This is a genomic window from Streptomyces sp. NPDC031049 (genome assembly GCF_055571015.1).
The window spans coordinates 234,541-246,556 of the sequence record NZ_JBVIGC010000006.1; the positions used below are offsets into that span (position 1 = coordinate 234,541).

A 12,016-nucleotide genomic window follows, 5' to 3' on the forward strand; every position below is an offset into this window, starting at 1 on the left:
GTCGCCGCCCGACGTGCCACGAACGAGTGAGACCGGCCCGCGGTCGGGAACGGCGGGGAGCGGCCCGCGTCAGCCGAGCACCGGCTGGGCCGTGCTCCGCGGCACGGGCACGACCGGGGCACGGTCCGGCAGGAAGCCGTGCGTGCGGCCGGCCAGGTACTCCGCCTTGTAGCGGGGGACCTCGCGGTGCCAGTTGAGGATGCCCGCCATCCAGTTCCGCAGGTCGTCGACGTAGCCCCGCATGATCTCCCGGGCCTCGTCCGAGAGCCCGAAGTCGTCGTAGACCACGGGCAGTTCATGGGCGACGACGTGCTCGAACTGGCGCATGCGCTGGGTCATCAGGTCGTGCACGATGCTCAGCGCCCTCGGGTAGTCGATGCCGAAAAAGTTCTGCACGACGAGGATCGCGTTGTGGATCTCGCCCTCGTACTCGATCTCCTTCTGGTACGAGAAGACATCGTTGAGCAGGCACGCGTAGTCGATCGCCGCGTTCTCCAGGGAGCGGACGGGGCCGCTGCGGTAGACCTCGGGCGGGACCGCGGGGCCGTGACCGGCCCGGCACAGGCCCAGGGTGAGGTCGGAGCCGAAGGTGGCGCGGCGCATCTCCAGGTAGTCCACGGGGTCCGGGACGCGGTGGTGGAGCTGGTTCGCCACCTCCCACACCCAGGCCTCGGTCATGGTGTCCACGGCCGTCCTCAGCGGCCGCCGTTGCTCCGGTGTCATGTGGGCGGTGGTGCGCGCCCAGAGGTCGATGAGGGAACGCTCCATCGCGTTGGCGGGCGGCGGCACCGGCTCGCCGTCCAGCGGCATGCACGCCGACAGCCGGGCCGTGGTCAGCCGGGCGGCGGCGAGGTCGCGGCGGTGGCCGAAGACCAGCGGGTAGTAGTCGTCGCCGTAGGTGCCGAAGGCCAGCCAGCCGGAGGCGAGGTCGAGTTGGTCCTGGGTGGCGTCCGGGTCGAGTCCCGCGGCGCACAGCGGAAGGTCGCAACTGGCCAGTTTGTCCTCGTCCCACACGCCCTCGCTCAGCATGCCCATCTCGGCCGCCCAGCGGAACAGGTGCCGCCTGGACCCCTCCAGGGCGGGGCTCAGAGCCAGCGGGAACGGCATGTAGATGTCGGGGATCCGCGAGGGGCCGACCTTCTGGAACGGCACGTGGGTGTGGGAGCGCAGGCGTTCCGCGCCGGCCGCGGCGAGCAGTGCGCGGACGTCGGCGGCGGAGGTGCCGGGCCCGGACGGGGACGGCGGGCCGGTGCCCGAGCGGGCCCTGTCGTTCATGTACCGGCTGGAGCGCATGTGCCATTCGTGGCCGCCCGACTGCCAGTCCTGAAGTCCCTTCGCGTACGCCCCGACGGCGGCGACCTCGGCGGGGGTCAGGCCCGCCTCCAGGGCGAGGGCGGGCACCTCGGTGAACGCGGTGTGCTCGAACTGGTGCAGACGGGAGGTGAGGACGTCGTTGACGGTGTCGGCGGCCTCCTGGGTGGTGCAGCCGAAGAAGGTCTCCAGGACGAGCACGCCGTTGCTGAGTTCGCCCTCCTCCTCAACCTCGCGCTGGTAGGAGAACAGGTCGTTGCGCAGGTGGACGCCGTCGGAGAAGGTCTCCATCAGCACCCTGAGCGGCCTGGACCCGGCGACGCGGGCGGGGACTTCGGCGGTCGCGTACTCCACGAGCCCGGCCGACCAGGGGGCGCCGCCGACCTTGCGGCGCATCTCGATGTACTCGACGGGGTTGGCGATCCGCCCTTCGTTGATGTTGGACAGCTCCCACAGGGACTCGTTGAGCAGGTGCTCGGTCGCGACGGCGAAACGGCGGCGCCACCCGGCCGACATGGCCGGCACCGTGCGCGCCCACAGGTCGGCGAGGCCGGCCTCGACCGGGTTCTCCGGCTCGGGCACGGCGGTGGTGAGGTCGAGCGGCATGAACAGGGGGAGCCGGTCCAGGTGGGCCTTGCCGCCGGGGCGGTCCTGGGTGCGTTTGAACTTCTCCAGGAAGTGGTCGTCGAAGAAGAAGACCCACACGTACCAGTCGGTGATCAGCGACAGGGCCGGACCGTCGCAGTCGGGGTGGGTGTAGGCGCAGAGCAGGCCGTAGTCGTGTGCGTCGAGGTCGGCCTGGTCCCAGACCCCGGAGCCCTCCAGCATGCCCATGTCGCGGGCCCACGCGGTCGAGTGGGCCCGGGCCTCGTCGAGGTGGGGGTTGAGCCGCGCGGGATACGGCATGTAGAAGTGCGGGAGTTCGAAGGGCTGCTGCGTCATGGCCCGGGGCTACCCACGGGTCTTCGAGGGCATCCGCGGGGCGGGACATGATCACACCATCGCGTGAATCACCGCGGAAACACCACGGTGGCACCGCGGTCCGGCCCGGTCACGCCGCGGCGCACTCCCGTTCCAGCCGGGCGGCGAGGCCGGCGTAGCGGGCGCGCCGGGGCACGGGGACCAGGCCCCGGATGATCAGGCGCCACATCTCGGCGACCCGGCGCGGCCGGCGGGAGACGGGTTCGAGGGCGCGGCACACCACGTCGCTGCCGACGAAGGAGGCGACGAGGGCCTGGGCGACGGCGTCCACGTCGATGTCCGGGTGCAGATCCGCCTCGTGCACCGCGCCGACCAGCCGGGTGGAGGCCAGTTCCTTCCACTCGGTGTACGGGTGCCGCAGCGGGGGCCGCACCTCGTGCCCCTCGGTGGCCAGCCGCAGTCCGGCCCTCAGTATCGGCCCTTCGACGGACAGCCGGGCGATGCCGAACGTCAGCCGCATCAGCGTCTCCAGGGACGAGTAGCCCCGGCCGTCCAGCTCCCTGGCCAGCCGCCGGGACGTTCTCGACTGAAGTTCGAGGATGGCGTGGGCGAGGTCCTCCTTGGCGGCGAAGTGGAAGTACAGAGCGCCCTTGGTGACGCGGGCGTGCGTCACGATGTCGCTCAGACTGGTCGATTCATAGCCGTGACGGTCGAACAGGTCGGCGGCGGCCATGATGATCGTCGCGCGCGTCTGTTCGGCGCGTAGCTGCCTCGCCATCGGCGGAAACTCCTGCGCTGGAAAGGAAGGGGTACTCCCCGTCTCACCCCCCGGTAACACCCCGTACACGATAACTCACCGTTCGGCCGCCGGAGACGTCAGCCCAGACCCTGCGACTTCAGCCAGGCCTTGGCCACGTCCATCGGGTCCTTCTTCTCCAGCTGGATCTGCGCGTCCAGGTCCATCAGCGTCTTGGTGTCGAGCCGGGCGGAGACGGCGTTCAGGGCGTCGACGCCCTTCTCGGGGAGGTCGCCCTCGCGGACGAGGGGCTGCACGTTCTGGAAGCCGAAGAGGTTCTCCGGGTCCTTCAGGACGACGAACTTCTCCTTCGTGATGGCCGGGTCCGTGGTGAAGATGTTCGCGGCCTGGACGGTGTTGTCCTTCAGCGCGGTCTGGGTCAGCGGGCCGCCCGCGTCCAGCGCCTTGAAGGACTTGAACTCCACGCCGTAGACCGACTTCAGGCCTTCGAGCCCCTGGTGGCGGGTCTGGAACTCGGGGGGCCCGCCGATGACGAGTTCGCCGGCGACGTCCTTGAGGTCGCCGACGGAGGACTCGGCGGTCAGTCCGTACTTCTCGGCGGTCTCGGCGTTGACGGTGACGGAGTCCTTGTTCTGCGCGGCCGACGGCTGAAGCAGCGTCAGCTTGCCGTCGAGCTTCTTCTCGATGGCCGCCGTGGTCTCCTCGACCGTCTTCGGCGTGGCCTCGGCGTCGAGGTAGGCCAGCAGGGCGCCGTTGTACTCCGGCAGCACGGTGACGGAGCCGTTCTTCATCAGCCCGTACGTCGTCTCGCGGCTGCCTATGTTGTGCTTGTAGGTGACCTTGACGCCCTTGGCCCGCAGCGCCTCGCCGTAGATGTCGGCGAGCAGGGTGGACTCGGCGAAGTTGTTGGAGCCGACGACGACGGTGCCCGCCTCCGCCTGCTCCCCGGCGAGCGGGTTGTCGGAGGTGTCCTCGGAGCCGCAGCCGGCGAGCAGGGCCGCCGCGGCGGTGAGCGCGACGGCCGCCGCGCCGGTGTGCCTCGTTCTGGACCTGCTGCTCTTCGCGCTAGAAGTCATCTGTCGATCCAATCCAGCCGTTTGTCGGTCGGTCAACAACGGCGGGGTCACGGTTTGGCGGTGGGCGGGCCCGCGGGCGGGGCGGTCAGCGTCGGCGCACTCCGGGGGAGACGGCCAGCCGGCCGGCCGCCCAGAACACGGCGAGCGTGACCAGTGCCAGGGCGGCGACCAGGGTGGCGCCGCCGACGACCTTCTCGTAGTCGCGCTGGTAGAGGCCGTCGATGATGTACCGGCCGACGCCGCCGAGGCTGACGTAGGCGGCGATGGTGGCCGTCGACACGATCTGGATGGCCGCCGAGCGCAGACCGCTGAGGATCAGCGGCAGGGCGACCGGCAGTTCGACCTGGAAGAGGATGCGTCTCTCCGTCATGCCCATGCCCCGGGCGGCGTCCACCGGGGAGGGGTCGACGGAGCGCACCGCCTCGTAGGTGGTGACCAGGATGGGCGGGACGGCGAGGACGACCAGCGGGATCATCACCGGGAGCAGGCCGATGCCGAGCAGGACGGCCATGAGGACCAGCAGGCCGAAGCTGGGCAGGGCGCGGGCGGCGGTGGCGACGAACGCGAGTGCGTTGCCGCCGCGTCCGGTGTGCCCGGTCAGCAGGCCGGCGGGCAGGCCGATGGCGGCGGCGAGGGCGAGCGCCAGCAGCGAGTACTGGACGTGTTCCGCCAGGCGGCGCGGGATGCCGTCGTAGCCCTGCCAGTGGGCGCCGTCGGTGAAGAAGGCGGAGACGAAGTTCAGGACGTTCACCGGGCCGCGGCCTCCTCGGCTCCGGGCAACCCCGGCCGGCGGGCGGACCCGCGGCGTGTGCCGCCGCGCGGCATCCACGGCGTCAGCAGGACGCGCAGGGCGACCAGCAGGGCGTCGCACAGGACGGCGAGGGCGGCGGTGGTGAGCACCGAGTTCACCGCCAGCACGGGCCGGTCGTACTTCTGGGCCGCCGCGAGCAGGTTGCCCAGGGCGCCCTGGTTGCCGATGAGGGCGCCGACGCTGACCAGGGAGATGCTGGAGACGGTGGCCACCCGCAGCCCGGCGATGATCGCGGGCGCGGCGATCGGCAACTGCACCTGCGCGTAGCGCCGCAGGGGCCCGAAGCCCATGGCGGTCGCCGCGGCCAGGGTCTCCTGCGGCACCGAGCGGACGCCGTCGACGATCGCCGGGACCAGCACCACCAGGCTGTACACGGCCAGCGGGATCATCACCGTCAGTTCGGTCTGTCCGGTGTAGTCGATGAGGACGACGAAGAAGGCCAGGGACGGGATGGCGTACAGCACGGTCGTCACGCCGAGCACGGGCGGGTAGAGCCAGCGCAGCCGGACGCACAGCTGGGCGAGCGGCAGCGCCAGGAGCAGACCGGCCAGGACCGGCAGCAGGGCCTCGCGCAGGTGCAGTCCGATCAGGCCGAGGTAGGTGTTCTGGAGGTCGCTGGGGATGTCGAAGAAGCCGTTCATCCGGCGGCCCTCGCGTCGGTGCGCTCCCCGGTGTGGGCGTCGCGGATGGCGGCGCCGATGGCCACCTGGGAGGCGACGCCGGTGACCCGGCCGTCGGCGTCCACGGCGACGGCCCAGCCGGTGGGCGACAGGACGGCGCAGTCGAGGGCGGCGCGCAGCGAGTCGGTGCCCGGCGTGAACGGCCGCCCGTAGGGCAGCAGCCGGTCGGTCCGGACGTCCCCGGCGGTGAGGTCCTGCGGCTCGCTCCAGCCCAGCGGCCGGCCGTCGGGGTCGGTCACCAGCAGGTACGGGGCGGCGCCCGCGGCACTGATGATCTCGGCGGTGGCGTCGGCCGGCACGACCGGGCCGGTGGTCAGCTCCAGACCGGCGGCGGGGAAGAAGGACAGCCGCCGGATGCCTCGGTCGGCGCCGAGGAAGTCCTCGACGAAGGCGTCGGCGGGGTCGGAGAGGAGTTCGGCGGGCGGCGCGTACTGGGCGAGCCGGCCGCCCTCGCGCAGGACGGCGACCGTGGTGCCGAGCTTGATGGCCTCGTCGATGTCGTGGGTGACGAAGACGACGGTCTTGCCCAGGTCCGCCTGGAGGCGCAGGAGTTCGTCCTGGAGTCCCTTGCGCACGACCGGGTCGACGGCCGAGAAGGGCTCGTCCATGAGCAGGACGGGCGGGTCCGCGGCGAGTGCCCGCGCCACGCCGACGCGCTGCTGCTGGCCGCCGGAGAGCTGGTACGGGTAGCGCTTGGCGAGGGAGGCGTCCAGGCCGACCCGCTCCATCAGTTCCGCGGCCCGGTGCCGTGCCTTCTGCCTGCCCCAGCCGAGCATGCGGGGGACGGTGGCGATGTTGTCGACGATCGTCCGGTGCTGGAAGAGGCCGGCGTTCTGGATGACGTAGCCCATGGACCGGCGCAGGGTGGTGACGGGCCGGCGCTGGACGTCCTCGCCGTCGAGGAGGACGGTGCCCTCGGTGGGCTCGACCATCCGGTTGATCATGCGCAGGGTCGTGGTCTTGCCGCACCCGGAGGGCCCGACGAGGACCGTGATCGAACGGTCGGGTATCTCCAGCGACAGCCGGTCGACCGCCACCGTGCCGTCCGGGTACCGCTTGGTGACTGATTCCATCCGTATCAAAACGCCGAATACCCTTCGGTGGGCGGACAACTCGGGAGGTTCTGGCCAGGGTTGTGCGGGCGGTTGCCGGGAAAGTCTAGACGCCGGTGACCACGGAACCATGGGCGCCACCAGCCCTTACGGAAGGGTGACGGAGCGGCGCGGGTCCGGTGTCCGGGGCCGGGGACGGTTCTAGCGTGGACGCATGCGAGTGCTGGTCACCGGCGGTGCCGGGTTCATCGGGTCCCATGTCGTCGAGGCGCTGCGGGCGCGCGGGCACGGGGCCGTGGTGTACGACGTCCGCGACGATCCGGCGTCGGACGTCCGGGACCCGGACGCCGTGGGGCGGGCGCTGGCGGGGGTGGACGCCGTCTGCCATCAGGCGGCGATGGTGGGTCTGGGGAACGGCTTCTCCGACGCGCCCGAGTACGTCTCCCGCAACGACCTGGGCACCGCCGTGCTGCTGACCGCCATGGCCGGGGCGGGGGTGCGGCGGCTGGTGCTGGCCGGGTCCATGGTGGTGTACGGGGAGGGCCGGTACGCCTGCCCCCGGCACGGGGCCGTCCGGCCGGGGCCGCGGGCGGTCGCCGACCTGGAGGCGGGGCGGTTCGAGCCGCCGTGCCCGGTGTGCGGGGCGGAGCTGGCGCCGCAGCCGGTGGCGGAGGACGCGCCGGCCGACCCGCGGAACGTGTACGCGACGACGAAGCTGGCGCAGGAGCACCTCGCGGCGGCGTGGGCCCGGGCCACGGGCGGGACGGCGGTGTCGTTGCGCTACCACAACGTGTACGGCCCCCGGATGCCCCGGGACACCCCGTACGCGGGGGTCGCCTCCTTCTTCCGCTCCGCGCTCGCCCGGGGCGAGGCGCCGAGGGTGTTCGAGGACGGGCGGCAGCGGCGGGACTTCGTGCACGTCCGGGACGTGGCCGCGGCCAATGCGGCCGCGCTGGAGGCCGCTTCGGCGCCCGGTGCGCTCACGGCGTACAACACCGGCAGCGGAGTGCCGCACACGGTCGGCGAGATGGCCCGCGCGCTGGCCGCCGCGCACGGCGGGCCGGAGCCGGTGGTGACCGGCGAGTACCGGCTGGGGGACGTGCGGCACATCACCGCGGACTCCGCCCGGCTGCGCGCGGAGCTGGGCTGGCGGCCGGCGGTGGGCTTCGACGAGGGCATGCGGGAGTTCGCCCGGAGCTGAGGCTCAGCCGCCGGCGGAGGGCAGGGTGACCTCGAAGCGGCAGCCGCCGGCGACGTTGCGGACCGTGGCGCGGCCCCGGTGCGCCTCGACGATGCCGCGGACGATGGCCAGGCCCAGGCCGGCGCCGGCGGGCGGCGTACGGGCGTGGGTGCCGCGCCAGCCGGTGTCGAAGACGCGGGGCAGGTCCTCATCGGGGATGCCGCCGCAGCCGTCGGTGACGGACAGCACCACGCCCTCGGGCGAGCGTTCGGCGGCGACGGCGACGGTGCCGTCGGCCGGGGTCCGGCGGATGGCGTTGACCAGCAGGTTGCCGAGCACCCGGCTCATCTCCCGGCCGTCCACCTCGACCGGCACCTCCTCGACGCGGTCCCCGACGAGCCGTACGCCCAGTTCCCGGGCGAGCGGGTCGGCGCCGGCGAGGGCGTCGCCCACCAGGTCGTACAGGGACATCCGGGTCGGCGACAGGCTGAGGGCGCCCGCGTGGATGCGGGAGAGTTCGAAGAGGTCGCCGACCATGTCGTTCAGGCGCTCCACCTCGGTGCGGATCTGCCTGAGATAGCGGTCGGGGTCGGCGGCGACGCCGTCCTCCAGCGCCTCGGCCATGGCGCGCAGTCCGGCGAGCGGGGTGCGCAGGTCGTGGGAGATCCAGGCGACCAGCTCGCGCCGGGAGGACTCCAGGGCCCGCTCGCGGTCCCGGGACTCGGCGAGGCGGGCGCTGGTGGCCTCCAGCTCCCGGCTGAGCGCGGCGAGTTCGGCGGTGGCGGGGCCGTCGGGGGCGGCGAAGTCCCCGCCGTCGCCGAAGGAGCGGGCGGCCAGCGTCAGGGCGCGGCTGCGGGCGACGACCCAGCGGCCCAGCAGCAGCGCGGTCACCAGGGAGACGACGGCGGCCATGGCGACGACGGTGGTGACGACGGTCAGGTCGTGCGGGGAGAGGAACATCGCCTGGCAGACCGCGAGGGTGCCGGCCAGCATGGCGGTGACGGCGACGGCGGCGACCACGGCGAGGTGCGCGGTCAGCGAGCGCCGCCGGATCAGCAGGAGCACGCCGGCGCCGAGCAGGCCGGCCGCGGTGGCGCCGAGGAAGGCGAACAGGGCGATGAGCAGGGTGTCGCGCACGGTCACTCCCCGCCGTCACGGGCACCGCCCAGGGCGCCGGGAGAGGGTTCGAAGCGGTAGCCCACGCCCCACACCGTCCGGATGAGGCGGGGCCGGGCCGGGTCGTCCTCGACCTTGCCGCGCAGCCGGCGGACGTGGACGGTGACCGTGGACAGGTCGCCGAAGTCCCAGCCCCACACCTCCCGCATCAGCTCCTCGCGGCCGAACGCCCGCCCGGGGTGGCGCAGGAAGAACGCCAGCAGATCGAACTCGCGGATGGTGAGGGCGAGTTCGGCGCCGTTCTTGAACGCGCGGCGGGCCGCCGGGTCGAGCCGGAGCCCGGCCGCGTGCAGGGTCGGCGCCGAGGGGCCGGGCGGGCGGGTGCGGCGCAGCACGGACTCGACGCGCAGGACCAGTTCCCGGGGGCTGAAGGGCTTGGTGACGTAGTCGTCGGCGCCGACCTCCAGACCGAGGATGCGGTCGTCCTCGTCGCCGCGGGCGGTGAGCATGATGACCGGCACGGCTCCCGCGCCACGCATCCGGCGGCAGACCTCCAGGCCGTCCATGCCGGGCAGCATCAGGTCGAGGACCACCAGGTCGGGGCGGTTGGCGGCGGCCAGCGCCAGAGCGTCCGGCCCGTCGCCGGCCCGGTCCACCACGTATCCGGCCCGGTCCAGGTAGCCGGTGACGATCTCGGCGACGGTCGGGTCGTCGTCGACGACGAGGACCCGGGCACCGGCCCCCGCTCTCGGCTGCTGCTGCTCCATGCCGCCAGCCTCGCACCACGCGGCCGGATGCGCGGCGGCGGGTGCCGGACGTCCTCGATTCGTAAGGAGCGGACGTCCGTGTTCCGTACGGAGCGGACGTCCGTGTTTCGTGGGGAGCGGACGTCCGTGTTTCGTGGGGAGCGGACGTCCGTGTTTCGTAAGGAGCCGATGGGTGATATGTCTGGTTTGCGTTCGTAGGGTGAGAGCCGTGACGACCTCTCCCCCGGAACCCCCCGAACCACCCGCCCGCGCAGCGTCCCCGGCCGCCGGTCCCCCGCGCGCCGCCGAGGCGGACGCCGGCGTGGACGTCGTCCTGCCCTGCCTCGACGAGGCGGAGGCCCTGCCCTGGGTGCTGGACCGCGTGCCGGCCGGCTGGCGTGCCGTCGTCGTGGACAACGGCTCCACCGACGGTTCGGCCGCCGTCGCCCGCGCACTCGGTGCGACCGTGGTGCACGAGGAGCGGCGCGGGTTCGGCGCCGCCTGCCACGCGGGGCTGACCGCCGCCACGGCCGACGTGGTCTGCTTCTGCGACTGCGACGCCTCGCTGGACCCGGCCGACCTGGTGCCGTTCGTCCGGGAGGTCCGCTCGGGCGGGGCCGACCTGGTGCTGGGCCGGCGCCGGCCGGTCGACCGGGGCGCGTGGCCGGCGCACGCGCGGGTGGGGAACCTGGTGCTCGCGCGCATGCTGCGCCGCCGTACCGGACTGCGGCTGCACGACCTCGGGCCGCTGCGGGCCGCCCGGCGCGCGGACCTGCTCGCCCTCGGACTGACCGACCGGCGCAGCGGCTACCCCTTGCAGATGGTGGTGCGCGCCGCCGACGCGGGCTGGCGGGTCGCCGAGCACGACGTTGCGTATCTGGCGCGCACCGGGGCCTCCAAGGTGACCGGCACCTGGCGCGGCACCTGGCACGCGGTGCGGGACATGCGCCGGGTGCTGGCGGAGCCGCCCGCGGGGAGCACGCGGGAAGGAGCCGGGCGGTGACCGGGCCGGCCGGCCCGCCGGTGACGACGCTCCTCGTGATCGCGAAGGAGCCGCGGCCGGGCCGGGTGAAGACCCGGCTGACACCGCCGTTCACCCCCGAGGAGGCGGCGGCGCTCGCGGCGGCGGCCCTCGAGGACACCCTGGACGCCGTGGCGCGCACGCCCGCGCGACGCCGGGTGCTGGTCCTGGACGGGGCGCCCGGCCCCTGGCTGCCGGCCGGCTTCGACGTCGTGCCGCAGTGCGCGGGCGGCCTCGACGAGCGGCTGGCCGCCGCGTTCGCCGGCTGCGACGGCCCCGCGCTGCTGATCGGCATGGACACCCCGCAGGTCACACCCGAGCTGCTCACGGTCGACTTCGCGGACTGCGACGCCTGTCTGGGGCCCGCCGAGGACGGCGGGTTCTGGGCGCTGGGGCTGGCCGAACCGGACCCGGCGCGGCTGCGCGGCGTGCCGATGTCGACGCCCCGCACCGGTGCGGCGCAACGCGCCCGGCTGGCCGGGCTGCGGGTCGGGGAGCTGCCGCCGCTGCGGGACGTGGACACGGCGGCCGACGCCCGGCTGGTCGCCGCCCGGGCGCCCGGCGGCCGGTTCGCGGCACGGCTGGCCGAGATCACGGCGGCGCGCCGGTGAACGGGGTACGGCAGGCCACGGCACCCGTCGGCCGGCAACGCGGCCCCCGGCCCGCACCGGACACCGACGACCCGGCCCCGGACACCGCCCACCATCCCGCACCGCACGCCGACCCCGCACCGGACGCCAAAGACCGCACGACAGACACCCACGACCGCACGACCGCGGCCGGCCCTCCAGGGACCGGCACCCGCCCACCCCGACGGAACCCCGGCCGCCCGACCACGGCGGCCGAGGCGCCGGGGACCGGCACGGACCGGCGGGCCCCGGGCGGGGGCCGCCTCGGCCGGGAGCCAGCCGGCGCGCGGCTCGCCTGGTCCGCCGACGTGTACGACCGTGCGCTGCGCGCCGGACGGGGACCGCTGTTCCTGCGGCGGGCCGACGGATGGCTGCTGCCGCTGGACGTGGAGCGCTGGTGCGCGGAGGCGGACGACGCCGACCTGGAGGTGCTGCGGCGCTGCGAGGGCGCGGTGCTCGACGTCGGCTGCGGCCCGGGACGGCTGGTGGCGGCCCTGGGCGCACGGGGCCGTCGCGTCCTGGGCGTCGACGTCAGCGAGGCCGCCGTGGCCCGCACGATCCGCCTGGGCGGCCGGGCCCTGCGCCGCTCCGTCTTCGAACCGCTGCCCGGCGAGGGCGGCTGGGGCACCGCCCTGCTCATGGACGGAAACCTGGGCATCGGCGGCGACGTCGACGCCCTGCTCGCCCGGATGTCCCGGCTCCTGGCGCCCGGCGGC

Annotated in this window: 11 protein-coding genes and 1 pseudogene; 4 read left to right on the forward strand and 8 right to left on the reverse strand. The window is 73.9% G+C overall.

Annotated elements, in window-relative coordinates; all coding sequences use genetic code 11:
- Positions 1-69 precede the first annotated feature (69 nt).
- The 6 genes from cyc2 to ACZ45Q_RS12970 form a co-directional block, all read right to left on the reverse strand.
- Positions 70-2,253 (reverse strand): germacradienol/geosmin synthase Cyc2, encoded by a 2,184-nt coding sequence (gene cyc2 / locus ACZ45Q_RS12945; RefSeq protein ID WP_468259129.1) that lies wholly within the window; start codon positions 2,251-2,253, stop codon positions 70-72.
- Between the two features lie 109 nt (positions 2,254-2,362).
- A complete protein-coding gene (locus ACZ45Q_RS12950; RefSeq protein ID WP_468259132.1) occupies positions 2,363-3,010 on the reverse strand; it encodes a ScbR family autoregulator-binding transcription factor in 648 nt (215 codons plus the stop codon).
- A gap of 98 nt (positions 3,011-3,108) precedes the next feature.
- Complete coding sequence (locus ACZ45Q_RS12955) at positions 3,109-4,065, reverse strand: ABC transporter substrate-binding protein (protein ID WP_468259135.1); 957 nt, start codon at positions 4,063-4,065, stop codon at positions 3,109-3,111.
- Positions 4,066-4,150: 85 nt separating this feature from the next.
- Positions 4,151-4,816, reverse strand: a complete 666-nt coding sequence (locus tag ACZ45Q_RS12960; RefSeq protein WP_468259138.1) for an ABC transporter permease — start codon at positions 4,814-4,816, stop codon at positions 4,151-4,153.
- Positions 4,813-5,517, reverse strand: a complete 705-nt coding sequence (locus tag ACZ45Q_RS12965; RefSeq protein WP_468259140.1) for an ABC transporter permease — start codon at positions 5,515-5,517, stop codon at positions 4,813-4,815. The genes ACZ45Q_RS12960 and ACZ45Q_RS12965 overlap by 4 nt, the downstream gene beginning before the upstream one ends.
- Positions 5,514-6,638: an ABC transporter ATP-binding protein gene (locus tag ACZ45Q_RS12970; protein ID WP_468259143.1), complete on the reverse strand. Its 1,125-nt coding sequence runs from the start codon at positions 6,636-6,638 to the stop codon at positions 5,514-5,516. Before ACZ45Q_RS12970 ends, ACZ45Q_RS12965 begins: the two co-directional genes overlap by 4 nt.
- A gap of 184 nt (positions 6,639-6,822) precedes the next feature.
- On the opposite strand from ACZ45Q_RS12970, the gene ACZ45Q_RS12975 reads away from it, so the two are divergent.
- Positions 6,823-7,809 (forward strand): NAD-dependent epimerase/dehydratase family protein, encoded by a 987-nt coding sequence (locus ACZ45Q_RS12975; protein ID WP_468259145.1) that lies wholly within the window; start codon positions 6,823-6,825, stop codon positions 7,807-7,809.
- Positions 7,810-7,812: 3 nt separating this feature from the next.
- Here the strand turns inward: ACZ45Q_RS12975 and ACZ45Q_RS12980 are convergent, their stop codons facing one another.
- Both ACZ45Q_RS12980 and ACZ45Q_RS12985 read right to left on the reverse strand, forming a co-directional pair.
- Positions 7,813-8,925, reverse strand: a complete 1,113-nt coding sequence (locus ACZ45Q_RS12980) for a sensor histidine kinase (RefSeq protein WP_468259148.1) — start codon at positions 8,923-8,925, stop codon at positions 7,813-7,815.
- A gap of 2 nt (positions 8,926-8,927) precedes the next feature.
- Positions 8,928-9,671, reverse strand: a complete 744-nt coding sequence (locus ACZ45Q_RS12985) for a response regulator transcription factor (RefSeq protein ID WP_468259151.1) — start codon at positions 9,669-9,671, stop codon at positions 8,928-8,930.
- Between the two features lie 199 nt (positions 9,672-9,870).
- Here ACZ45Q_RS12985 and ACZ45Q_RS12990 point away from each other — a divergent pair, with 199 nt between their 5' ends.
- The 3 genes and pseudogenes from ACZ45Q_RS12990 to ACZ45Q_RS13000 form a co-directional block, all read left to right on the forward strand.
- Complete coding sequence (locus tag ACZ45Q_RS12990; RefSeq protein WP_468259158.1) at positions 9,871-10,653, forward strand: glycosyltransferase family 2 protein; 783 nt, start codon at positions 9,871-9,873, stop codon at positions 10,651-10,653.
- Between the two features lie 20 nt (positions 10,654-10,673).
- Positions 10,674-11,282 (forward strand): TIGR04282 family arsenosugar biosynthesis glycosyltransferase, encoded by a 609-nt coding sequence (locus tag ACZ45Q_RS12995; protein WP_468259508.1) that lies wholly within the window; start codon positions 10,674-10,676, stop codon positions 11,280-11,282.
- A gap of 503 nt (positions 11,283-11,785) precedes the next feature.
- Positions 11,786-11,986 (forward strand): annotated as a pseudogene (locus ACZ45Q_RS13000) (SAM-dependent methyltransferase); the annotation flags it as partial.
- Positions 11,987-12,016: the final 30 nt, after the last annotated feature.